Below are 22,074 nucleotides of genomic sequence, written 5' to 3'. Positions count from 1 at the left end.
AGATTATGTCAGGCCGCAGCCGGCATCCTGGCAGCAGCTTCAAGGAGCAGGCGCGGATCGCCCAGCGCCAGCTTCTTCGAGTCGGACAGGGTCTGGCGGAAAGAACGGGCGCCCGGCAAGCCCTGCATCAGGCCCAGCATGTGGCGCGTAATGCTGTTGAGCTTCAGGCCCAGCGGGCCGTACAGGCGCAGCTGCTCCTCGATATACGGGATCATCGCCTCCAGCACCTCGACCCGCGAACGCGGGCGACCGGCAGCGGCGTCGCCATAGAAGCGGCGGTCCCAGTCGGCCATGGTCCAGGGATTGTGATAAGCCTCGCGGCCGAGCATCACGCCATCGACGTGTTCCAGGTGCAGCGCGATTTCGTCGTCGCTCTTGATGCCGCCGTTGATCAGGATCTCGAGGTCCGGGAATTCGCGCTTGAGCTGGTAGGCGACCGCGTAGCGCAGCGGCGGGATCTCGCGGTTTTCCTTCGGCGACAGCCCTTTCAGGACGGCATTGCGGGCATGCACGATGAAGGTCTTGCAGCCGGCGTCCGCGATGGTGCCGACGAAATCGCGCACGAAGCCGTATTCCTCGTCGTAATCGATGCCGATGCGGTGTTTCACCGTGACGTCGATCGAGACCGCGTCGCGCATCGCCTTCACGCAATCGGCCACCAGCTGCGGCTCGTTCATCAGGCAGGCGCCGAACGCGCCCTTCTGCACCCGCTCGGACGGGCAACCGCAGTTGAGATTGATCTCGTCATAGCCCCATTGCTCGCCCAGCTTCGCGCTTTTGGCCAAGTCGGCCGGATCGCTGCCGCCCAGTTGCAGGGCGACCGGGTGCTCGACATCGTCATAGCGCAGGTGGCGCTCGACGTCGCCATAAACCAGGGCGCCGGTGGTGACCATCTCGGTGTACAGCCAGGTGTGGCGGGTGATCTGGCGGTGGAAGACGCGGCAGTGGCGGTCGGTCCAGTCCATCATGGGGGCGACCGACAGGCGGCGCGATGGCAGGACGGAGGCTGGGGCGATGCCTGGAATGGTCGAGGTGGTGCTCATGCTGAGAGGGGGTGGTCGCCGGTAAAAAGACGACAGATACTGTCGGGAACCCGCAATGATAAGCCAAAGCTGCCCGGACCGCACACTTGGTGCGGAACAGTTTTGCAAACACGTCTCTTTAGTAGCGGACGGTCGGCTCGCGTGCAGCCGGGGTGAGCGCCGACTCAAGACTGACTACCCGGTGAGCCCAGGCAGCATGGATTGTTGAGCTTGTGTCCGAATGTCAGACCTGATACCAGCCCAGCGTTGGAATCGCTTCGGTATATCAAATTCTCAAGGCGGCAGCGTAAGCCCTAGGAGGCCACCATGTGACCCGTAGCGGTGGCCCTCTGACAATCCAGTACCCTCATCGGAAGGCTCCCATGATATTTAGAAGCAGCGACGGTGGTACTTTTCGGGCTTATTTTCATGTTAAGCCATCGTCGCGACTTCCACGGATCTTCTGGCTTCAGCACGCCGGTAAGCAAAAGCCTCCAATTGGAGATAAACTTACGCAAACAGTCGCTTGAACTATCGCCTTGCGTATAAGTTCTTGCGTCTACTGACCTCAACGGCTCCCGGTCGTCCCATCGATCCTATGGATTGACGCAGTTCACGCCCGCTTTCACCTGACGAATAGTCAACGGACCTGCGGCCGAAATCAATGGCATCTCGACATACGGAACATTACGCTCGCGTAATTGCCGTTCCCTGACAGGGTAATTCCGGTTAGCAAAATTCGACATTCCGTAGACGCATCGCCATTCTTTCTCGTTTGCGTATTTAGAAGCATCCTTGAAAGACATCACGTAGTAACGTAGAACATCGTACAACCCAACAGATGCGTTCATACCGAACATCATTGCTCCTAGGCCGTACTTATCTGTACTGTCTTGTAACAGGTTGACAAAATCGCGTAATGCTTCAGTAATCAGTTGATATTGTTCTTGCCGGTCATAGACAACCTTCAGGAACTGCACGTTCTGGCGTAGCAGCTCAATGGACTGACCACTTCCTGGGTCAGCGAATGGCGGCATCACGTCTAGGTGGATGCAATACCCTTTGGCGTCGTTAGCATAGTGTTTCCACTGATGCTCTAGATCGCCGCTCTCGCTGAAGCAGACGAAAAATGTTTCAATCTGATCCGTGAAGTCGTTTGAGTAAGGGTTCGCCCGCTCCTTCGCCATGTCCACGAACTCACGGATCGCAAAGGGCAACATAGGGTTATGTTCGAGAAAGGCGTCCAGTACCTCCGTAACCATCTCGGCACCGTATCGAAGCTCGTTGCTGTCAGACATGTGACTGGCGCTTGTTGCCCAAAAGCGTCCGTCCCTCTTCAGTGAGTCAACAACTACCTTATGTCCGGTGTAATGGTAGAGGTGCGGATGACCATTGAGAGACGAGAACGACCGCTGAACGAACTCGTCGATTTTCGTTAAAGCTAGCTCTTGGAATGCCATGTGAGCCTCAACTGGTGGGAAATCCATCTCTTCTCCGGGGTTGTCTGACGATGCCAATGTTTTATGGAACATACGATAAGAAAGAGGATATCATTTACCCACGAGTATCAAATATAGATACACAGCGGTTACCTTTAGCTTACAAATACGAGACTTCAAGCGCATGCGGCCCTCTATGGCAGGGTCCCCAGATCTTTTAAGCCGGGAAAGCAGGTGCCCTTCATTGCTGGTCTACGGTACTTAACCGTCTGTTCCCTCGCCAGCCTTTTTCACCTTCCCACACCAGATATTTCTACAGATTCCGCGACTGGGAGCCTGTCAGGTCGAGTTGTAAATAATTTTTCTTAAACTTGCGACTTCAAAAATTCTTTTTCTACTCCTACGCACACGGTGTCGATTATCAACGTGTACAAACCAAACTTTTACTTGAGTGCCGCACGTTCTTGCATAAGCCGAGCTATGCGATCAGTTAAGTCTGAAACCTGAACCGAAAGCATGCGATATTCCTCCGTAATTTGCTCCTGGCTCTTGTTTGCCAAAAAGAATAGTTTGTCAGCAGCCTCATATATAGCTAACGAAAGATTCTCTGCTGCATTTAATCGATTTGCGCGCATCCATCGCTCGATTGCACCATTAGAAAGACCGAGAAGTTCTTCATCCCATCGCTTGCTATTTACAATGCGTAAAACTGCACGCTGAGCGTCAATACGATTATTAAACTCACTCATGACCTTTGTCCTTTCAGTGCAGCCATCCATTGCGAAACATTTGCAACAGCTTGAATAGTATCAACTATCTCACGTGGGCTAAGATTTTCCCCATAACCTCTCGTAGACAACAATCGTGCGCGGGTCATGACAGAGAACGCATTCGGATCTATATCTAGTTTGGGGTTCACCATAAGCGGTGACCTCCTTGAGAATATCGGGCTCCCAAGGGAAAGCGAATGGCATGTTGCGAAATTTCGAACAGCTAAAAACATACACGACAAATTGAAAGTGGCGCTATTTAAATCTAGTCTAAGCTCGTCGTAAGAGCGTTCAAAAAGCAGTCGGAACTTCTCACAATCTTCCTCCACACGGCTGTATTGTGCTGGCTCACCGAGTACTTTTACAAAATCTGATCCATCTGACGAATACAGAAGTTTAGATTCCAAATAAAGATGCCAAGCAAAGGGGCTCCCCTCATCCCACAAATCCCGCAAACGCCCATACTGATACACCGAATATTTATTAACATCGATTTCGGGCGCAGACGCATCGACACAAGCCAGCAAATCAATATCCGAGCCAAGATCGATCTCGCCGCGACAAACGGAGCCAAACGCATAAATGTGCATAACTAGCGACGACCAAAACGTTTAACAAGAATAGCAGTTAAAAATGCAAAGCTAATTAAGCGAGCAGCCGCAATCAAGGCGGACACCCAAGTAGGGTATGGATTTAATGACTCAATTCCAAAAAATACACCTGGCGACTCACTAAGACTTTTGAAAAATTCTTTCAAGTTCCACCAATTCCCAAAGTAATAGCAATCAAACCCAGCAATAAGCAAATGTACCAATAGGATTGTTCGAATTAACTTGAGTGTGTTCTCCCCGTTCCCCCACACAAAGTCAAGTACCGTAAACTCGATCCACTTGAAAAATTGCGGCACCCTTTTCCAGTTCGCATATTTTTCACGATAATATGACTCACTCGAAGACCACGACTTCCTGAGGTAACTGGAGGTGGCATTTAGTTCGAGAGAAATTGCCTTGTTAACGGCCTTTGCATCGCCGATCTGCTGGAAGTTCATCCGAAGCGAACGAGCAAACCGCATCTTCAAATTTTCTTCCCGAGGGGCTTCACTTTCAAGGATATCGTCGCTAAGCTGAGAGCGTTCGAAAATTGCATATTCAAAGTTGCAACCCGAGAAGGATGACTGATGAAAATTGCAACCGATAAATCGACATCCAGTAAAGTCACAAGTATTAAAAACACAATTATTAAAATAGCAAGCATCAAAAACACTGTGTTGAAATGACACGTTTTTGAAGGTGGTATTTTTCTTCGCGTTTACCCTTGTATATATCTTGAATTCATAGTCTTCCGACTCGTTTTGGACACTCCTGTCAAAATATAGGTCCGAAAGTGCCTCTCGGTTACCTTTTTTTAGAGCAGGTGGCACTGTCTTCTTTGGCTCGCCCTCCAGCTCTGCCGTTGATTGAGTGACAACCTTTTCGAAATTTTCTTGTGGTTCGGTAGTGGTCATTATGTGCTTAGTCGCTGCAACCATCGTGGCTTTAACGGCATTGTGACCGAATGTTGCGAGTACATCAACGACTGCCTGAGGTAGCGGCACTGTGGATGGTCAGCCTCAACAGAGCACTTCTGAGCGATAAATGACCTCAGCAGTTCCTAGCATGTTCAGTGTGATTAGCAACCTGCTTCGGATCATACAGCGGCGGACTGTCGGGGAGCCTTCTCTGTACTCTCTTCCGAGTCCCTCACTAGAGCCGTCACATTGAGTGAGCTAGACGATAGCTCGTAGAATGAAGGTCATGGACCTAGCAGGGCTCTTCTACCGTGAAACGACTGTTGAGCGCGGATGCACATGGAGTGCACACACCGCCCCCCAAACCCGCATGAACACTGACCTTTCGGTCCAATCCATCATGGGGGCGCAAAAAAATGGCGGCATTGCCGGAGCAAGGCCGCCGTTCTCCATTCACTACCGCATCAACGGTTGCGCGTCACCCGCCACACGGTATTGGCCAGGTCGTCCGCGACGATCAGGGCCCCGCGCGGATCGACGGTCACACCCACCGGCCGGCCGCGCGTCTTGCCTTCCTCGGTACGGAAGCCGGTGACGAAGTCGATCGGTTCGCCGGCCGGACGGCCGTTGGCGAACGGTATGAAGATCACCTTGTAACCCACCGGCGGATTGCGGTTCCAGCTGCCGTGCTCGCCGACGAAGGCGCCGTTGGCGAATTTCTCGCCCATCACCGGCGACGAGAAATGCAGGCCGAGCGCGGCCACGTGCGAGCCGAGGCTGTAGTCCGGCTTGATGGTGGCCTTGACCTTTTCCGGGTCGCCCGGCTTAACGCGCGGATCGGCGTTCTGGCCCCAGTAGGCGTAGGGCCAGCCATAGAAGCCGCCTTCGCGCACCGAGGTCAGGTAATCCGGCACCAGGTCCGGTCCCAGTTCGTCGCGCTCGTTGACGACCGACCACAGCTGCCCGGTTTCCGGGTTGATTGCCAGCGCCGTCGGATTGCGCAGGCCCGTCGCATAGGGTTTATAAGTGCCGGCAGTGGCGTCGATCTGCCACACCATGGCGCGGTCGACTTCGGCTTCCATGCCGCGCTCGGTGATATTGCTGTTCGAGCCGATGCCGACATACAGATAACGCCCGTCGGGGCTGACGGTCATCGCCTTCGTCCAGTGGTGGTTGATCGCGGATGGCAGCTTGGTGATCGTGGTCGGCGCACCACCGGCCTCCGTCTGGCCTTCCTGGTAGTCGAAGCTCACCAGTTCGTCCTGGTCAGCCACGTAGATCTTGTTGTTGGCAAACGCCAGGCCATACGGGGCGTTCAGCTTGTCCGCGAACACGGTCTTCAGTTCGTACTGGCCGTCGCCGTCGGCATCGCGCAGCAGGGTCAGGCGGTTGCCGCTCTTGACCTGGGTATTGCCCTTGGCCTTGATATAGCCGGCGATCACGTCCTTCGGCTTGAGCTTGGCCGCATTGCCGCCGCGGCCTTCGGCTACCAGGATGTCGCCATTCGGCAAGACCAGCGTCTGGCGCGGGATCTGCAGATCGGTCGCGATGGCCGTGACGCTGAAGCCTTCCGGCACGGTCGGCTTCTGGTCGCCCCAGGGCGACGGTTCGGCGATCTTCATGCTCGGCAAGATGCCCCGTTGCGGCTCCGGCAGCGTCGGATCGGCGCCGCGCGACAGCGTCTTGGCGCCCTCGCCTTCGGTGCAGGCGGCCAGCAGCAGGCTCACACCCAGCATCACCAGTGTGCTCGATCGCTTCATGGCGCACCTCCCACGCGTGGATTGAGGCCGACCCAGGCCGCCAGGCAGGCCAGGACGAAGACGATGGCGGACAGCACCAGGCCGGCCGGCATGACGGCCCAGGCATCCTTGGCGTGCTGGAAGGCGTTGAACAGTCCCAGCGCCCAGGTGGCCAGGAGCAGCAGGAAATAGGTCAGCACATGGCCTTTCTTGTGCGGCGCCCGGATCAGGTTGACCAGCGCAAACACCAGGGCCAGTCCGCTGAACAGCTCGGCGCCCGCGATCAGCCAGGACGCAAAATTGCTCCACTGGATCTGGTAGGTGTTGTAGTAGGCGAGATCGCTCAGCAATGCGCCCAGGAAGAGCGAGACGCTGCCCGCAAGCAGGATGGTATGAAGCGTGCCCGGCGCGCTGCGGTATGCCGGGTTCGCTGTAACGACAGTCGACATCGGATTGTCCTTGATAGTGATTGTGTTATTCAAATCATATCGAGTCGATCGATGTCCTGGCGCATGGTTGAGCCAGCGTTCAATTTCTATTAAAACTTGCGCGACGGTGAGGATGAAGCCGAGGCCGGGTATCAGCCCGCTCTTGGTGCGCAGCCAGCACCAGTCCAGGATGCGGGCCGACCGACGCTTTTCTCTTCGCTCAGTCGAACACCGGCGTCTCCACGCCCAGCAATTTGTGGATCTTCGGCGACGTCGTCGTATACAACATGTGCGTCATTTTGTCGGGGAAGACATAGGCCGCTGCGCCGAAGGCCGCCAGCGCCGCCTCGTGAAAGCCCGACAGGATCAGTTTCTTCTTGCCGGGATAGGTATTGATGTCGCCGACGGCATAGATGCCCGGCTCGCTGGTCTCGAACGTCGCGGTATCGCGCACCCGCAACTGGCGCATCTCCATGTCCAGTCCCCAGTCCACGATCGGTCCCAGCATCGGCAGCAGGCCGAAGAACACCATCAGGACGTCGGCCGGCACGCGCCGGGTGACGCCGTCGCCGCCTGCCACCTTCACTTCGGACAGCCGGCCGCCCTGCACGTCGAAGCCCGTGACCTGGCCGGAGATGAACTGCATCTCCTGCGCCTCGCACAGCTGCTTCATCTTCGCGATCGAGGCCGGGGCGGCGCGGAAACCGTCGCGGCGGTGCACCAGCACCACCGATGCGGCCTTGCCCGCGAATTCCAGCGCCCAGTCCAGCGCCGCATCCCCGCCCCCGCAGATCACCAGCTGCCGGCCGTGGAAGCGCTCGGGGTGCTTGACCCGGTAGAACAGCTGGCTGCCCTCGAAGCGGTCGATGCCGGCCACTTTCAGCTTGCGCGGCTGGAAGGCGCCGACGCCGGCCGCGATGATCACCGTCCTGGCGATGAAGCGCGTGCCGAGCGAGGTCTCGAGGTCGAAGCGACGGTCGGCGCGCCGCTGCAGCAGCGTGACTTCCTGCCCCAGGTGGAAGGTCGGCGCGAACGGCGCGATCTGCCGCAGCAGGTTGTCGGTCAGTTCGCGCCCGGTGAGCACGGGCGCCGCCGGGATGTCGTAGATCGGCTTGTCCGGATACAGCTCCATGCACTGGCCGCCCACCGCGCCCAGCGAATCGATCACGTGGGCGCGGATATCCAGCAAGCCCAGCTCGAAGACCTGGAACAGGCCGACGGGGCCGGCGCCGACGATCACGGCGTCGGCTTCGATGGCGCCGCCCGACGCCTGGAATGCGGGCCTGGAGAGATGGGTCGTTTCAACTGGCTTGTTCATGTTTGCTCCTTCTGCCGGCTTGGCTGCATGGTGTCGTCGATGCGCGTAAAACGCGATGGCGCCGCCGGCGCCGGGCGCTTGCCGGGCGGGCGGACTTCAACGTTATAAATCCTCAAGCTCACTTGAGGTCAAGGAAAAGCCGCCATTCCGGCCCGCTTGCCACTGTTGCGCCTGGCCGGCAATCTCGTCCTTTATGCCAATAAACAGACGACAAGGAAGAACCGAGCAATTACAATCGTCGTTATTTCCCACGGGCAAGCAAACAGCTGCTGTAGCGCTGACGACATCCCATGATCACACCGACACCAACCACCTCCGCGCCGTCGCGGGCCCGGTTCCCCGGGAGCGCGGCATGAACCAGATGACGCCCCCTGGCGCCAATCCCGAGATCGAGCAGCACCGGCGCGCCGTGCGCAAGAAACCGCGCGATGCGAACGCCCACGCCCTGCTGGGTCTGTCCCTGCTGCGCCAGCGCCAGCTCGACGAGGGCGTGCGCGCGCTGCAGCGCGCGTTCGAGCTCAAGGTCAGGCAGCCGGAACTGCATGCGGTGCTGGCCGCCGCCCTGTTCGAACTGGAGCGCTACGAAGAAGCGGCCGCCAGCTACCGCCAGGCGCTGCGCGTCCAGGACGCCGCCGACCTGCAGCGGGGCCTGGCCGACTCCCTGTCCAGGCTCGGCCGCCACCAGCAGGCCGAGGACAGCGCCCGGCGCGCGGTCGCGCTGAAGCCGGACGACGTCGGTTCGCACCTGCTCCTGGTGGGCGCCTTGTACAAGCAACAACGCCTCGAAGAGGCGGCCGACGTGCTGCGGCGCGTCCTCAAACTCGAGCCGCAGCGCACGGACGCCCGTTACGACCTCGGCTACGTCCTGTACTCGCTGCACCGGCACAAGGAGGCGCTGGCCTGCATGGAGCGGGTCGTCGCCGAGCAGCCGGCCCACCTGAATGCGCTGCGCCATATCGGCCTGTGCCGGCGTGCGCTGGGCAAGGTCGACGACGCGGTCGTCATCCTCGAAGAAGCCGTGGCGCGCGAACCGGACAACGGGCAGCTGGTCGCGGAACTGGCCGGCACGCTCCACATGCTCGGCCGCCTGCCGGAAGCGGTGGCCATGTCCCGGCGCGCGCAGGAGCTCGATCCGGCCAATATCATGGCGCTGCGCACCGGAATCCATACCCGTTTCGCCCTCGGCGAATGGCAGGAAGCGCTGCGCCTGGCGCGCGAACTCCTGGCGCACGCCCCGAGCCCGGAACACCACAGCATGCTGCTGTTCATCCTGAGCCATTGCTGCCAGGATGGAGATGAGCTCACGCGCGAGCATTTCGCCTATGGCGAGCGGTGGGAAACGCCGCTGCGCGCGCTGCGCCAGCCGCACGCCAACGTGCGCGACCCGCAGCGCAAGCTGCGCATCGGGCTGGTGTCGGGCGACCTGTACCGGCACGCGGTCGCGCGCTTCATCGCGCCGGTCCTGCGCACCCTCAAGAACAGCACGCAGGTCGAGTTCTACGTCTACCACAACCAGGTCAAGGAAGACGAGATGACGCACACGATGCGCGCCGACGTGGCGGCATGGCGGTCGATCATGCATCTCGACGACGCGGCCGCCGAGCGCCTGATCCGCGCGGATGCGATCGACATCCTGATCGACCTGTCCGGCCACTCGGCATTGAACCGCCTGCCCCTGTTTGCGCGCAAGCCGGCGCCGGTCCAGGCGACCTGGATCGGCTACGCGGGCACGACCGGCCTGGAAGCGGTGGACTACATCCTGGGCGACCGTTTCTGGCTGCCCGGCACGCGCTACGACCGGCAGTTCACCGAAAACATCGTGCGGCTGCCGATGTTCGTGCTGTTTTTGCCGGAGCCGACCGCGCCGCCGGTCAATCCCCTGCCCGCCCTGGAGAACGGCTATATCACCTTCGGCAGCTTCCACCGCGCCAGCAAGCTGGGACAGGACGTGATCAGGCAATGGTCGCTGCTGCTGCACGCCATCCCGACCGCGAAAATGCTGCTGGGCGGCATGCAGGAGGGGATCGACGACGTGCTGGTCGACTGGTTCGCCCAGGAAGGCATTCCGCGCGAGCGGCTGCTGTTGCGCGAGCGCGCCGGCATGTACCATTACCTGAAGCAGCATTACGAGGTCGACATCTGCCTCAGTCCCTTCCCCTACAGCGGCGGGACCACGATCGGCCATGCCCTGTGGATGGGCGTGCCGACCCTGGCCACGGTCGGAGCAACCAATCCCAGCCACGCGGCGGCGGCATTCATGATGCATCTCGGCCTGGGCGCCTTCGTCACCGAGAGCGAAGAGACCTACGTCAAGCTCGGCGCCCTCCTGTCCGAGAACGTGTCGGCGCTGGCGACCATGCGCCAGACCATGCGCCAGCGCTTCCTGGAGTCGCCCCTCGGCTATCCGGCCATCCTCGGCGCGTCGTTCGAGATCGCGATGCGGCGCATGTGGACCCGCTGGTGCGATGGGCAGGAGGCGGCGCCGTTCCCGGTCAGCCTGGCCGATGTGGAGGCCTATGGACGGCAGCCGGCCGCGCCGGACTGATTCTGCCGGAGGGGGCGACTGCCCCCTTTCTCTTATCTGCAAAAAAATTTCTCAAAAGAATTTAATGCCGTAGCGAAACTGGTCGCCTTGTACAGTGGAGAGCGAGTGACGCGCTCGAATTTCCAGATAATGCTGTACCAACAGGAGCTACCATGCTGAGCCTTCACACCAACAACGCCGCTCTGTCCGCGCAGAATTCGATCGCGAAAACCCAGAGCTCGCTGTCGACTTCGATGACCCGCCTGTCGACCGGCTACCGTATCAATTCGGCCATGGACGACGCCGCCGGCCTGCAGATCGCTTCGCGCCTGAAAGCCCAGACCTCGGGCATGACCGTGGCGATGCGCAACACCCAGAACTCGACCTCGATGCTGCAGACCGCCGAAGGCGCGCTGGACGAAGTGTCGAACATGCTGATCCGCATGAAGGACCTGGCAACCCAGGCCGCCGACCAGTCGTCGACCGACGACGACAAGACCGCCATGCAGGCCGAATACGACGCCCTGGGCCTGGAACTGGCCAACGTCCTGGACAACACCAAGTTCGGTGGCGAAGCCCTGCTGGTCGGCGGCACGCTCGCCAACGCGATGACCTTCCAGATCGGCGCCTCGTCGGACGAGACCATGGAAATCAACCTGTCGACCGACCTGGCGTCGGTCGTCACCGACGTGACCTCGGCCACCGCCAACTACGCCGGCACCGCCGGCGGCACCGAGCTGACCGACAATGCGAACGCCACCATCGGCACCCTGGAAGACGCGCTGGCGTCGGTCAACAAGGTGCGTTCGGGCCTGGGCGCCGCCGCCAACCGCCTGGAACACGTGTACAACAACCTGTCCAACATCAGCACCAACACCAAGGCCGCGACCGGCACCATCATGGACGTCGACTTCGCCAGCGAAAGCGCGAACATGACCTCCAATCAGATGCTGCTGCAAGCCTCGACCGCCATGCTGAAGCAGTCGAACAGCATGTCCTCGATGGTCATGTCGCTGCTGCAGTAATCACCGCAAGACCGGGCTTGCGGCCGGGTTCCGAGCGGACCCGGCCCGGCAACACGCGAAAGGCCAGCCCCTGCGGTTGGCCTTTTTTACATTCCTGAACGGGGTCCATCATGGCCAGCGTCTCTTCCCTTCCCGCCCTGCCTCCACTCGTCACGCCGCCTTCCACGCCGGCGCTGCCGGTCGGCGCCGTCGCCGCGGCCGCCCCGGTCGCCCTGCTCGCGGGGGGCGCCGACGGGCCGCCGCTGCCGTTCTCGCAAGCGCTGTCCACGGGCGCCGGCACGCCGGCCCAGGCGCCGGAATCCGGCGCCGAGGGGACGGCCATGCGTCCCGACCAGGCGATCATGGCGCGCCAGCTGGCCTACCAGCAGATGGACGCCGCCGGCCTGGCGCGCGCCTGGCGCACCCAGGTGCGCAACCACGGCAGCCAGCTGGCCAGCCGCGCCCTGGCCAGCAGCGCCGGCCAGCTGTCGCCGGCCCTGCTGGCGGCGGCGCAACAGGGCCAGGTGGTGGGCCAGGCGATGCGCCAGCCCGAGCTGCTGGCGGCCCATCCGGACGCCTGGCGCTTCACGGTGCATGGCGCCGGCCAGGCGCCCCAGCACCTGGAAGTCCTGTCGCGCGACCCCGACCAGCCGCCGGGACGCCGCCGGCGCCTGCGCGCCGCCCTGCGCCTGGCGCTGCAACTGGCCGACGGCAGCACCGTCGTGGTCGAGGTCGAACCGCTGCCCGGAGGCGTCGCACTGACGCTATGCGGGGCCGATGCGCGCACCCTCACGCGCCTGCGCTGGCTGCAGCCGGAGCTGGAAAGCGCGCTCGGCCGCGCCGGGTTGAAGGTGCTGCGCTGGCAGTTCCGCGACCGCCTACCGACCGAGCACAGCCACGCCCTGCGCACCAATGCCGAGGCGGTGGCCCAGGCCCTGAGCCCGGCGGTGTTCCGCGCGGTGGCCGAGCTGGCGCTGCTGCTCCCGGCGGTCGAGCAACCCGCACGGGAAGCCTGAGCGCGCCGCTATCCAGGTATGAAATATTTTCGAGAAAATTTCTCAAAAGAATTTAATGCCGTAGCGAAACTGGTCGCCTTGTACAGTGGAGAGCGAGTGACGCACTCGAATTTCCAGATAATGTAGTACCAACAGGAGTTACCATGCTGAGCCTTCACACCAACAACGCCGCACTGTCCGCACAGAATTCGATCGCGCGCACCCAGAGCTCGCTGTCGACCTCGATGACCCGCCTGTCGACCGGCTACCGCATCAACTCGGCCATGGACGACGCCGCCGGCCTGCAGATCGCTTCGCGCCTGAAAGCCCAGACCTCGGGCATGACCGTGGCGATGCGCAACACCCAGAACTCGACCTCGATGCTGCAGACCGCCGAAGGCGCGCTGGACGAAGTGTCGAACATGCTGGTCCGCATGAAGGACCTGGCGACCCAGGCCGCCGACCAGTCGTCGACCGACGACGACAAGACCGCCATGCAGGCCGAATACGATGCACTGGGCCTGGAACTGGCCAACGTCCTGAAGAACACCAAGTTCGGCGGCGAAACCCTGCTGGTCGGCGGCACCGTCGACGGCGCCATGACCTTCCAGATCGGCGCCTCGTCGGACGAGACCATGGAAATCGACCTGTCGGACGACATGAGCTCGCTGGCCGATGCCGCCTCGGCCGTCTCGACCAACTACACCGCCGCTTCCACCGGCACCGAACTGACCGGCACCAATGCAAACGGCACCATCGACGACCTGGAAACCGCGCTGGACGCGGTGAGCAAGGTCCGTTCGGGCCTGGGCGCCGCCGCCAACCGCCTGGAACACGTGTACAATAACCTGTCCAACATCAGCACCAACACCAAGGCCGCGACCGGCACCATCATGGACGTCGACTTCGCCAGCGAAAGCGCGAACATGACCTCCAACCAGATGCTGCTGCAAGCCTCGACCGCCATGCTGAAGCAATCGAACAGCATGTCGTCGATGGTCATGTCGCTGCTGCAGTAATCGTCATCGGCCAGGCCCGGGCTTCCCGGGTCCGCCAATGCAAAAAGGCCAACCTCGCGGTTGGCCTTTTTCATTGGCGCAGCCGGATCGTCTCATCCGTGCGCGACGATGTCGATGATCCGGTCGACGTCGGCATCGGCCAGGGCCGGATAGATCGGCAGGCACAGCACCCTGGCGGCGGCCGCCGTCGCCACCGGCAGGTTGTCGCGGCGCGCCGACGCCAGCCCCCGGTACATCGGGAAGTCCGTGATCAGGGGATAGAAGTAGCGGCGCGGATGGATGTCATGGCGCTTCAGGCGGTGATACAGCTCGTCGCGGCTGGCGCCGTACTCCGGCTCGACCAGGATCGGGAAATAGGAGTGGTTCGCGACCTTCTCGCCCGCACGGTCCACGCAGCGGATCCCGGCCACCGGCGCCAGCCGCGCGCGGTAACGCGCATCGATCTGGCGCCGCCGTTCGATCGCCGCGTCCACGCTCTTGAGCTGGAGCATGCCGAATGCCGCGTTGATCTCGCTCATCTTGCCGTTGATGCCGGGTGCGACGACGGTGACCTCGTCGACGAAGCCGAAGTTCTTCAGGTGATCGATGCGCTGCTTGGTGCGGCGGTCCGGGCAGACGATGGCGCCGCCCTCGAAGGTGTTGAAGACCTTGGTGGCATGGAAGCTGAGCACGGACAGGTCGCCATGGCGCAGGATGCTGCCGCCGGCGTCCTCGACCCCGAAGGCGTGGGCGGCGTCGTAGATCACCTTCAGGTTGTAGTTGTCCGCGATCTTTTCGATCGCCGCGACGTCGCAGGGATGGCCGTAGCAATGCACCGGCAGGATGGCGGTGGTGTGCGGCGTGATCGCCGCCTCGATCCGCGCCGGGTCGAGGTTCAGGCTGCCCGGCTCGACGTCGGCGAACACCGGGGTGATGCCGTTCCAGAGCAGCGAATGGGCGGTGGCCACGAACGAGTATGGCGTCGTGATGACTTCGCCGGTGATGCGCGCGGCCTGCAGGGCGGTCACCAGCGCCAGCGTGCCGTTCGAGAACAGGGCCAGGTGCTCCACGCCCAGGTAGTCGCACAAGGCCTGCTCGAGCTGCTGGTGGAACGGTCCGCCATTGGTCAGGATCCGCTTGTCCCAGATCTCCTGCAGGTAGGGATAGAACTCTTCCAGCGGCGGCAGATGCGGCTGGGTCACGTAGATCGGTTTCGCGTCACTCATGCTTTGCTCCTCCAGGGGACACGGCGCCGCGCCCCCGCCTGCGTCAGCCCACCGTCCCCACGATCGACACGTCGCGGTTCTCGGGAATCTCGTTATACGACAGCACGTGCAGCCCCGGCGCGAACAGGCGCGCATAGCGCGCCAGCAGCGGGCGCACCTGCGGCAGCACCAGCAGCAGCGGCGGCGTATGCTGCTGCTTCATCTGCTCGCGCGCCACCGGCATATTGATCTGCAGCTGGGACAGCAGCTGCGGGTCGATCGGGTAATTATCCAGCACTACCTTGCCGCCGCCGTTCTGACGCGCCTGGTTCAGGGAACCGAGCAGCATGTTCTCCAGTTCGGCCGACAGGTTAAAGGCCGGCATCTCCTTCTTCTTGCCGAACAGCGTCGAGACGATCTGGCGCCGCAGCGCGCAGCGCACCTCGGCCGCCAGCAGGATCGGATCCTTGGTCGTCTCCGAGCTGTCGAGCAGGGTGGTGGCGATCACCACGATGTCCTTGAGCGACACGCCCTCGGCCAGCAGCACGCGGAACACGCGCAGCAGCTGGGTATGGGTGAGCGCCTTTTCCAGCGCCGCGGCCAGCTTGGGCGACAAGGCGGTGAGGCGTTCCAGGATCGCCGGCACGTCTTCGTGGCGGAACAGCTCGTGCAGGTATTCGCGCACCACCTTCGAGACGTGGGTCGCGATCGCGCTCGGCACCTCGACCACCTGGTAGCCCAGGCCCAGCGCATGCGCCTTCTGGCCCGGTTCGATCCAGGTGATGGCCATGCCGTAGGCCGGCTCGATGCCGGGGATGCCGTCGAGTTCGCCGTACACGTTCGGCGACGGGATCGCCAGCAGGTGCTCGGGCATCACCTCGGCCTCGGCCACGACGGTGCCGGACAGGCTGATCGAGTACTGGGTCGGGCGCAGCGCCAGGTCGTCGCGCACCGCAATCGCCGGCAGCAGCATGCCCATCTGTTCCGACAGGCTCTGGCGCACGCCCTTGATGCGCTTGACCAGCGGCTCGCCCTGGGCGCGGTCGACCATGCCGACCAGCTTGTAGCCCACCGCCACCGTGACCGGCTGCACCACCGGCAAGGCCTGCCAGTCGAGATCCGGCGCGCGCTCGTCGCGCAGCGCGGCCTCGATCTTGGCCACGCCGGCGACGTCGGGCGCTTTCACTCTCTTCGACATGTTCCAGCCGACATAAGCCAGCACGGCGGCCGCCGCCGTGAAGAACCACCACGGCATGCCCGGCACCATGGCCATGATGAACATCACGCCGGCCGCCGAGAACAGCACCGCCGGCTGGGCCAGCAGCTGGTCGCTCACCTGCTTCTCGAGGTCGCCCGATTCGCCGATGCGGGTCACCAGGATCGCTGCCGCCGCCGACAGCAGCAGCGCCGGGATCTGGGCCACCAGGCCGTCACCGATGGTGAGCAGCGCATAGACGCGGAACGCCTCGCCCATCGGCAGGTCATGCATCAGGGCGCCGATCGCGACGCCGCCCACCAGGTTGATGATCAGGATCAGGATCGAGGCGATGGCGTCGCCGCGCACGAACTTCGAGGCGCCGTCCATGGCGCCGTAGAAATCGGCCTCCGACGCCACGTCCTTGCGCCGGATGGTGGCCTGCTCCTGGTTGACCAGGCCCGCGTTCAGGTCGGCGTCGATCGCCATCTGCTTGCCCGGCAGCGCATCCAGGGTGAAGCGCGCCGACACTTCCGAGATGCGCTCGGCGCCCTTGGTGACGACGATGAAGTTGATGATCATGAGGATCACGAACACCACCAGGCCGACCACGAAGTTGCCTCCGATGACGACGTTGCCGAAGGCTTCGATCACCTGGCCGGCGGCATGCGTGCCTTCGTGGCCGTGCAGCAGCACGACACGCGTCGAAGCGACATTCAGCGCCAGGCGCATCAGTGTCGTGCCCAAGATCACGGTCGGGAACACGGCGAAGTCGAGCGGACGCTTGGCCGTCACCGACACCAGGATCACGATCAGCGCCAGCACGATGTTGAAGGTGAACAGCACGTCCAGCAGGATCGGCGGCAGCGGCAGGATGATCATGCCCAGCAGCGCGATCAGGAAGACCGGGGCCGCGTACTTCTGGCGCCGCAGCTCCTGGATGACGCTGTTGATCGTGTTCATGAAGTTCATTCTTTCTTCTCACTCAGGTGGGATGGCACGTCCATCTCGTTGGGGAACCGTGGGGGCGCCTGGCGCCGGCCGGCACGGAACGCATTCAGTTGTAAAACGTAGTTCAGCACCTGCGACACCGCCTGGTACAGCTGGGCCGGGATCTGCTGCTGCACCTGGCTGGTGTTGTAGATGGCGCGCGCCAGCGGCGGCAGGGTCAGGGTCTCGACGTTGTTCTCTTTCGCCACCTGGCGGATGTACAACGCCATCTCGTCCACGCCCTTGGCCACCACGAACGGCGCCTCGGCGCGCGCGGTGTCGTACTTGAGCGCCACCGCATAGTGTTCCGGATTGACGATCACGACGTCGGCGGTCGGCACCGTGCTGCGCACGCTGCGCCGGGCCAGTTGCTGCTGCAGCTGGCGGATGCGCTGCTTGACCTCGGGGCGGCCCTCGTTGCTCTTGTGTTCTTCCTTGATCTCCTGCTTGCTCATGCGCTGGTTGCGCATGAACAGCCAGTGCTGCACCGGCACGTCGATCACGGCGAACACCACGAACACCGCCACCATCGCCATCAGGGCGTCGAAGGCCAGGCCGCTGCCGGCGGCGATGGCATCCTGCAGCGGCATGCGCTGCAGCTCGACGTAGGCCTTCATGCCGGCGCGCGACACCATCCACAGCACCACGCCCAGCATGACGGCCTTGCCGAACGAGGTGAGAAAACCCACCCAGTGCTTTTGCGAGAACAGGTTGCCCAGGTTGGTGATGGGGCTGAAGCGGCTGAACTTGGGCTGCAGGTTCTTGCCGCTGGCGATGAAGCCGCCCGGCACCACGCCGGCCACGACGATCGCCAGCGGCACCGCCAGCAGCGGCAGCACCATCTGCACCAGCAGCATCACGCCGGCGCCGAACACGGTCGACAGCGCGTTCTCGATGTCGCCGGCCGCGCCCATGGGCACGAACACCAGGCGGAACAGGTGGCGCATGTCTTCCAGGTAGCCGGGCGCCATCAAGGAGAACAGCTTCAGGCTGATCAGGATGCCGACCGCCGTCGCCAGGTCGCGCGAGCGCACCACCTGGCCCTCCTGGCGCGCTTTCCTGAGCTTTTGCGCCGAGGGCTTTTCGGTCTTGTCGCCACCGCTGTTGTTATCCGCCACGGGCCATCCTCATCTGTTCGGTCAGCATCTCGAGCACCTGGTTGGTCATCGACACGTAGTGCTCGGGAATGAAGCGCACCAGTTGGATCAACATCAACAGGCCGAAGATCGTGACCAGCGCGAAGCCCAGCGAAAACAGGTTCAGGCTGGGCGCGACCCGGTTCAGGAAACCAAAGCCCATCTGCACCACGATGGTCGAGAACACGATCGGCAATGCCAGCAGCACGGCGGCGGCGAACACCCAGCCGACATTCAGCGCCACCGCCTCCAGCAGCATCGGCGGCACGCCCGAGCCGACCGGCCACGCATGGAAGCTCTGGCCCAGCACCGCGACCAGCACCAGGTGGCCGTCGATGGCGAAGAACACCAGCATCGCCACCAGCGACATCAGGCCCGAGATCACGTCCGACACCTGACCGTTGACCGGATCGTTCATCTGCGCCATCGAAAAGCCGATCTGGCTCGAGGCCAGGAAGCCCAGCATGGTGACGGCCGCCATCGCGAACTGCAGGGCCAGGCCCAGCACGCCGCCGATCACGGCCTGCTCGAACATGGCGACCACGCCAGAGAGCGAGAACGGATCGGGAGCCGCCATGCCGGCGCGCGTGGTCAGCGGCAGCATCAGGAACGACAGCACGATCGCCAGCAGCGCCCGCACCGGCACCGGGATGGCGCCGTCGCCCATCACCGGCGCGGTGACCATCATGGCCATGATGCGGCAGAACGGCCACCACAGGGCGCCGATCAGCGGCATCAGGAAGCCGAACAGCTCGATGCCCATTCAACCCACCAGGGTCGCCGCGCGCTGGAACACCGAGACGCAGTAATCCATCAGCCGGGTCGTCATCCAGTGGCCGGCCAGGATCACCGCCAGCAGGGTCACCAGCAGGCGCGGCAGGAAGCTCAGGGTCTGTTCGTTGATCTGGGTCGCGGCCTGGAACAGCGCCACCACCAGGCCCATGACCAGGCCCGGGATGACCAGCACCATCACCAGCAGCATCACGATCTGCAGGGCCTCGACCACCAGGTCGACGGCGATATCGGGACTCATGTTCGTCGCTCTCTCGTACAGGAATGGCCGGCTAGTAGCCGTGGATGCTGCCCACCAGCGTGCTCACCGTCAGCGTCCAGCCGTCGACCAGCACGAACAGCAGCAGCTTGAACGGCAGCGAGATCACCAGCGGCGACAGCATCATCATGCCCATCGCCATCAGCACCGACGCCACCACCAGGTCGATGATCAGGAAGGGAATGAACAGCATGGCGCCGATCTGGAACGCGGTCTTCAGTTCGGACAGCACGAAGGCGGCCAGCTTGACCGGGAAGCTGTGCTGCTGCGGCTGCGCATAGTCGGGTTCACCGGCCAGGCGCGCGACCTGCGCCAGCGAGGCCTTGCTGGTCTGGGCCAGCATGAAGCGCGACACCGGCACTTCGGCGATCCGCAGCGCCTGCTCCAGGCCGATCTTGTCCTGGTCGTAGGGCAGGAACGCCTCTTTCCATACCTGCTCGCCGATCGGACGCATCACCAGGATGGTCAGGATCAGGGCGATGCCGGTGATGATCCGGGTGGGCAGGCCCTGCTGCAGGCCGAGGGCCTGGCGCAGCAGCGACAGCACGATCACGAAGCGGGTGAAGCAGGTCATCATCATGATCATCACGGGCAGCAGCCCGAGCAGGGTCATGATGACCAGGATCTGCGACTTGACGCTCATGCCGGAGCTGGTCGCATCGGCGCCCGGGATGACGCCGGCCAGCAGGTCCTGGTTCTGGGCCAGCGCCGGGGACGACAGCAGCAGGCCGCCCAGCAGCGCGCCGAGCAGCAGCGCGCCCGGCGGCGCGCTGCGGGTGACACGCATCATGGCGCGAGCATGTCCAGGTTCAGGCCGTCCAGGTCGATCACCTTCAGGCCATACTGCTCGCCCGCGACCACCACCTCGGCGCGCCCGATCGGGGTGCCGTTGACCTTGATCACCAGCGGCTCGCCGGCCAGCGAATCGAGCGGCAGCACCGACGATGGCTGGATATCCATCAGTTCCTGCAGCGAGACGCGGGCCGACCCGACCTCGAGGGTCAGGGTCACCGGGATGCGCCGCATCATCTGCGGCAGCTGGCGTCCGGCCTGGCGGCCGGCCGTGGCGGTCGCACCGTCGACGGCGTCCAGATCATCGATGATCACGTCGCCAGCCAGTTGCTCGTTGAGATTCATGTCCATTATTCGGCGTCTTCAAATGAGGTTAAACACAGCTTGCCCTTGTGCTCGGCCACCGCGGCCGTGAACAGGCGGGAATCGTCGAGCAACACGTCCGCGCGGCCGACCGAGACCGGGATCACGTCGCCGACCTTCAGGCCGAACAGCGTGGCGAGGGTCACTTCCTTGCTCACCAGGCGGCCTTCGAGCTTCACCCGGAGGTGCGATGCCAGCGGCTCGCGCGCCATGCGCACCGCGCCGCGCATGCCGTTGCGGTCGGCCATCAGGCCCTGCAGCACGTGGGCCATCAGGCCGTGATCGAGGCTGATCCACAAGCGCCCTTCCGGCGCCGCCAGGCTGGGGTCGTCGGTGTCGCGCCGGCCGTACTGGGCGCGCAGCACGGCGCGGATCACCCAGCCGGACTTGCCCGGCGCGCCGGCCGGCACGATCGAGGCGCCGCCCTTGGCCAGCTGCGGCGCCGGCGCCGGCGCGGCAGTCCCTGCCGCGGCCAGTCCTTGCGCCACCTGCTCGTCGAGCAGCCGCGTCACCTGTTGGGCCAGGGTCGCGGCCAGGCGCTCCTCGGTGGCGGTCACGCGCTCGAGGCCGGGATCGCGCTGCGGTGCAATATTCGATCCCTGCAGCGGCCCCTGCGTGCGGCGCGCATAGCGGCCTTCGAGCAGGTCCAGCAGCAGGCTGCGTTCGAAAGCGACGGCAGCCAGGCCGTAGGGACCGTTCACGCCCAGCCAGCGCAGCGCGCGGTCGTCGGGAGCGCGCTCGAAGGCGAGGCTTTCGAGACGGAAGGCGCCCCAGTAGCGGCGCCCACCCGGAGAAGCCATCGCGGCGCCGAGCGCCTCGGCCAGGCGCGCCGCGAAGGCCGGCAGCAGATGCACCGGCCGCCCCAGCAGGCAGGGGTCGAGCACCTGGAAATCGCGCGCACGATCTGGTTGATTTATCGACATGTTTGTTGACTAAAAATTACGTTTCGATGACAGCTTTTCATTCTCCACGGCAACAATTATACAGGGAAGTTTTATACAGAAGCTTTGACATTCTTCTTTGATTTCCAACTTGCCGTACGGTAATATCGTGCTGTCGCATCGCAACAACTCGCCCCACTTTCCCGGTTTCCCAGAGGAGAGACGAAGGGAAAGGACAGAAGACAAACGGAAAAAACAAACGTTCGTTCGTTGACCGATGTTTAAGAATTTCACGACTGACCGGGCCAGCAAAAGCCGAAAATCCGCAACTTTTTGTCGCTCGCAAACAACAACGTTTTTACATGGGAACCACGATGGCAACTGAACTTGCCGGCCTGATCCGGGCCGACCTGGCGCAACTGACCAACGACGCGAATCGCCTGGCGATCGCCCCCGCCACTTCCTTCGCCAACCCCGGCGCCGAATCCGGCAACGCCTTTTCCTTCACCCAGGTGATGAAGCAGGCCATCGCCAACGTCGACGCCCAGGACCAGGCGGCCGGCGCGCGCGTGGCCGCAGTCGAGTCCGGCAAGAGCGACGACCTGGTCGGCGCGATGCTGGCCAGCCAGCAAGCCAGCCTGTCGTTCTCGATGCTGATGCAAGTACGCAACAAGGTCATGACGGCCGTCGACGAGCTGATCAAGCTCCCGGTCTAAC

The 22,074-nt window shown here is 62.7% G+C and carries 21 protein-coding genes; 5 read left to right on the top strand and 16 right to left on the bottom strand.

The features are described 5' to 3' along the window. Nucleotides 1-8: 8 nt before the first annotated feature. From dusA to ABIB42_RS21480, 8 genes are all read right to left on the bottom strand, one after another. On the bottom strand, nt 9-1,043 hold the full coding sequence (gene dusA / locus ABIB42_RS21515; protein ID WP_429248968.1) for a tRNA dihydrouridine(20/20a) synthase DusA: 1,035 nt from the start codon (nt 1,041-1,043) through the stop codon (nt 9-11). A gap of 575 nt (nt 1,044-1,618) precedes the next feature. Further along, complete coding sequence (locus ABIB42_RS21510; protein WP_429248967.1) at nt 1,619-2,509, bottom strand: DUF2971 domain-containing protein; 891 nt, start codon at nt 2,507-2,509, stop codon at nt 1,619-1,621. Between the two features lie 395 nt (nt 2,510-2,904). After that, a complete protein-coding gene (locus ABIB42_RS21505) occupies nt 2,905-3,210 on the bottom strand; it encodes a hypothetical protein (RefSeq protein ID WP_081589955.1) in 306 nt (101 codons plus the stop codon). Then, entirely contained in the window at nt 3,207-3,821 is a 615-nt protein-coding gene (locus ABIB42_RS21500) for a nucleotidyltransferase domain-containing protein (RefSeq protein WP_005668649.1), read from the bottom strand. Before ABIB42_RS21500 ends, ABIB42_RS21505 begins: the two co-directional genes overlap by 4 nt. A gap of 2 nt (nt 3,822-3,823) precedes the next feature. Next, on the bottom strand, nt 3,824-4,735 hold the full coding sequence (locus ABIB42_RS21495) for a pentapeptide repeat-containing protein (protein ID WP_157225639.1): 912 nt from the start codon (nt 4,733-4,735) through the stop codon (nt 3,824-3,826). A gap of 467 nt (nt 4,736-5,202) precedes the next feature. After that, the gene (locus ABIB42_RS21490) at nt 5,203-6,498 is read right to left on the bottom strand and encodes a PQQ-dependent sugar dehydrogenase (RefSeq protein WP_429248966.1); all 1,296 of its coding nucleotides are present in this window, start codon (nt 6,496-6,498) and stop codon (nt 5,203-5,205) included. Beyond that, nucleotides 6,495-6,926, bottom strand: a complete 432-nt coding sequence (locus ABIB42_RS21485) for a DUF2231 domain-containing protein (protein WP_005668643.1) — start codon at nt 6,924-6,926, stop codon at nt 6,495-6,497. Before ABIB42_RS21485 ends, ABIB42_RS21490 begins: the two co-directional genes overlap by 4 nt. Before the next feature lie 199 nt (nt 6,927-7,125). Further along, on the bottom strand, nt 7,126-8,223 hold the full coding sequence (locus ABIB42_RS21480; RefSeq protein ID WP_005668641.1) for an NAD(P)/FAD-dependent oxidoreductase: 1,098 nt from the start codon (nt 8,221-8,223) through the stop codon (nt 7,126-7,128). A gap of 352 nt (nt 8,224-8,575) precedes the next feature. Between ABIB42_RS21480 and ABIB42_RS21475 the strand changes: the two genes are divergently transcribed. The 4 genes from ABIB42_RS21475 (at nt 8,576) to ABIB42_RS21460 (ending at nt 13,765) form a co-directional block, all read left to right on the top strand. Continuing rightward, a complete protein-coding gene (locus tag ABIB42_RS21475) occupies nt 8,576-10,768 on the top strand; it encodes a tetratricopeptide repeat protein (RefSeq protein WP_005668640.1) in 2,193 nt (730 codons plus the stop codon). A 152-nt stretch (nt 10,769-10,920) separates the two neighbouring features. Next, the gene (locus ABIB42_RS21470; RefSeq protein WP_071360134.1) at nt 10,921-11,772 is read left to right on the top strand and encodes a flagellin; all 852 of its coding nucleotides are present in this window, start codon (nt 10,921-10,923) and stop codon (nt 11,770-11,772) included. 110 nt (nt 11,773-11,882) lie between these two features. After that, a complete protein-coding gene (locus tag ABIB42_RS21465) occupies nt 11,883-12,767 on the top strand; it encodes a hypothetical protein (protein WP_005668634.1) in 885 nt (294 codons plus the stop codon). A 143-nt stretch (nt 12,768-12,910) separates the two neighbouring features. Further along, nucleotides 12,911-13,765 carry a flagellin gene (locus ABIB42_RS21460; protein WP_429248965.1) on the top strand — a complete coding sequence of 285 codons (855 nt, stop codon included), beginning with the start codon at nt 12,911-12,913 and terminating at the stop codon, nt 13,763-13,765. Between the two features lie 92 nt (nt 13,766-13,857). On the opposite strand, the gene ABIB42_RS21455 is transcribed toward ABIB42_RS21460, so the two are convergent. From ABIB42_RS21455 to ABIB42_RS21420, 8 genes are read right to left on the bottom strand one after another with little or no spacing between them, the layout of a single operon-like run. Continuing rightward, nucleotides 13,858-14,970, bottom strand: coding sequence for a DegT/DnrJ/EryC1/StrS family aminotransferase (locus ABIB42_RS21455; RefSeq protein ID WP_429248964.1), 1,113 nt, complete (start codon nt 14,968-14,970; stop codon nt 13,858-13,860). 43 nt (nt 14,971-15,013) lie between these two features. Further along, nucleotides 15,014-17,107: a flagellar biosynthesis protein FlhA gene (locus ABIB42_RS21450; RefSeq protein ID WP_429248973.1), complete on the bottom strand. Its 2,094-nt coding sequence runs from the start codon at nt 17,105-17,107 to the stop codon at nt 15,014-15,016. 5 nt (nt 17,108-17,112) lie between these two features. Then, nucleotides 17,113-18,252 (bottom strand): flagellar type III secretion system protein FlhB, encoded by a 1,140-nt coding sequence (gene flhB / locus ABIB42_RS21445; protein ID WP_429248963.1) that lies wholly within the window; start codon nt 18,250-18,252, stop codon nt 17,113-17,115. Continuing rightward, on the bottom strand, nt 18,242-19,033 hold the full coding sequence (fliR, locus tag ABIB42_RS21440; RefSeq protein WP_083415086.1) for a flagellar biosynthetic protein FliR: 792 nt from the start codon (nt 19,031-19,033) through the stop codon (nt 18,242-18,244). Before fliR ends, flhB begins: the two co-directional genes overlap by 11 nt. Further along, nucleotides 19,034-19,303 (bottom strand): flagellar biosynthesis protein FliQ, encoded by a 270-nt coding sequence (gene fliQ / locus ABIB42_RS21435; RefSeq protein ID WP_005668624.1) that lies wholly within the window; start codon nt 19,301-19,303, stop codon nt 19,034-19,036. Between the two features lie 31 nt (nt 19,304-19,334). Continuing rightward, on the bottom strand, nt 19,335-20,111 hold the full coding sequence (gene fliP / locus ABIB42_RS21430; protein WP_083415088.1) for a flagellar type III secretion system pore protein FliP: 777 nt from the start codon (nt 20,109-20,111) through the stop codon (nt 19,335-19,337). Beyond that, entirely contained in the window at nt 20,108-20,464 is a 357-nt protein-coding gene (locus tag ABIB42_RS21425) for a FliM/FliN family flagellar motor switch protein (RefSeq protein WP_370662473.1), read from the bottom strand. Before ABIB42_RS21425 ends, fliP begins: the two co-directional genes overlap by 4 nt. Further along, a complete protein-coding gene (locus tag ABIB42_RS21420; RefSeq protein WP_273161527.1) occupies nt 20,464-21,399 on the bottom strand; it encodes a FliM/FliN family flagellar motor C-terminal domain-containing protein in 936 nt (311 codons plus the stop codon). The genes ABIB42_RS21425 and ABIB42_RS21420 overlap by 1 nt, the downstream gene beginning before the upstream one ends. A 332-nt stretch (nt 21,400-21,731) precedes the next feature. Here ABIB42_RS21420 and ABIB42_RS21415 point away from each other — a divergent pair, with 332 nt between their 5' ends. Then, entirely contained in the window at nt 21,732-22,073 is a 342-nt protein-coding gene (locus ABIB42_RS21415; protein ID WP_005668618.1) for a flagellar hook-basal body complex protein FliE, read from the top strand. Nucleotide 22,074: the final 1 nt, after the last annotated feature.

The organism is Massilia sp. UYP32 (genome assembly GCF_050434365.1).
Lineage (GTDB): Bacteria > Pseudomonadota > Gammaproteobacteria > Burkholderiales > Burkholderiaceae_D > Telluria > Telluria timonae.
The sequence above is the reverse complement of the archived record's forward strand: the minus strand, read 5'-3'. Positions and strand labels throughout refer to the sequence as shown.

What these genes read in the sequence shown, in the direction of transcription:
- ABIB42_RS21460 (WP_429248965.1), top strand. Translation starts at nt 12,911, where the DNA reads ATGCTGAGCCTTCACACCAACAACGCCGCACTGTCCGCACAGAATTCG.
- ABIB42_RS21505 (WP_081589955.1), bottom strand. Translation starts at nt 3,210, where the DNA reads ATGAGTGAGTTTAATAATCGTATTGACGCTCAGCGTGCAGTTTTACGC.
- ABIB42_RS21500 (WP_005668649.1), bottom strand. Translation starts at nt 3,821, where the DNA reads ATGCACATTTATGCGTTTGGCTCCGTTTGTCGCGGCGAGATCGATCTT.
- ABIB42_RS21415 (WP_005668618.1), top strand. Translation starts at nt 21,732, where the DNA reads ATGGCAACTGAACTTGCCGGCCTGATCCGGGCCGACCTGGCGCAACTG.
- ABIB42_RS21425 (WP_370662473.1), bottom strand. Translation starts at nt 20,464, where the DNA reads ATGGACATGAATCTCAACGAGCAACTGGCTGGCGACGTGATCATCGAT.
- ABIB42_RS21420 (WP_273161527.1), bottom strand. Translation starts at nt 21,399, where the DNA reads ATGTCGATAAATCAACCAGATCGTGCGCGCGATTTCCAGGTGCTCGAC.
- fliQ (WP_005668624.1), bottom strand. Translation starts at nt 19,303, where the DNA reads ATGAGTCCCGATATCGCCGTCGACCTGGTGGTCGAGGCCCTGCAGATC.
- ABIB42_RS21470 (WP_071360134.1), top strand. Translation starts at nt 10,921, where the DNA reads ATGCTGAGCCTTCACACCAACAACGCCGCTCTGTCCGCGCAGAATTCG.
- ABIB42_RS21455 (WP_429248964.1), bottom strand. Translation starts at nt 14,970, where the DNA reads ATGAGTGACGCGAAACCGATCTACGTGACCCAGCCGCATCTGCCGCCG.
- ABIB42_RS21465 (WP_005668634.1), top strand. Translation starts at nt 11,883, where the DNA reads ATGGCCAGCGTCTCTTCCCTTCCCGCCCTGCCTCCACTCGTCACGCCG.
- fliR (WP_083415086.1), bottom strand. Translation starts at nt 19,033, where the DNA reads ATGGGCATCGAGCTGTTCGGCTTCCTGATGCCGCTGATCGGCGCCCTG.
- ABIB42_RS21475 (WP_005668640.1), top strand. Translation starts at nt 8,576, where the DNA reads ATGAACCAGATGACGCCCCCTGGCGCCAATCCCGAGATCGAGCAGCAC.
- ABIB42_RS21495 (WP_157225639.1), bottom strand. Translation starts at nt 4,735, where the DNA reads ATGACCACTACCGAACCACAAGAAAATTTCGAAAAGGTTGTCACTCAA.
- ABIB42_RS21450 (WP_429248973.1), bottom strand. Translation starts at nt 17,107, where the DNA reads ATGAACACGATCAACAGCGTCATCCAGGAGCTGCGGCGCCAGAAGTAC.
- ABIB42_RS21510 (WP_429248967.1), bottom strand. Translation starts at nt 2,509, where the DNA reads ATGGATTTCCCACCAGTTGAGGCTCACATGGCATTCCAAGAGCTAGCT.
- ABIB42_RS21490 (WP_429248966.1), bottom strand. Translation starts at nt 6,498, where the DNA reads ATGAAGCGATCGAGCACACTGGTGATGCTGGGTGTGAGCCTGCTGCTG.
- fliP (WP_083415088.1), bottom strand. Translation starts at nt 20,111, where the DNA reads ATGATGCGTGTCACCCGCAGCGCGCCGCCGGGCGCGCTGCTGCTCGGC.
- ABIB42_RS21480 (WP_005668641.1), bottom strand. Translation starts at nt 8,223, where the DNA reads ATGAACAAGCCAGTTGAAACGACCCATCTCTCCAGGCCCGCATTCCAG.
- dusA (WP_429248968.1), bottom strand. Translation starts at nt 1,043, where the DNA reads ATGAGCACCACCTCGACCATTCCAGGCATCGCCCCAGCCTCCGTCCTG.
- ABIB42_RS21485 (WP_005668643.1), bottom strand. Translation starts at nt 6,926, where the DNA reads ATGTCGACTGTCGTTACAGCGAACCCGGCATACCGCAGCGCGCCGGGC.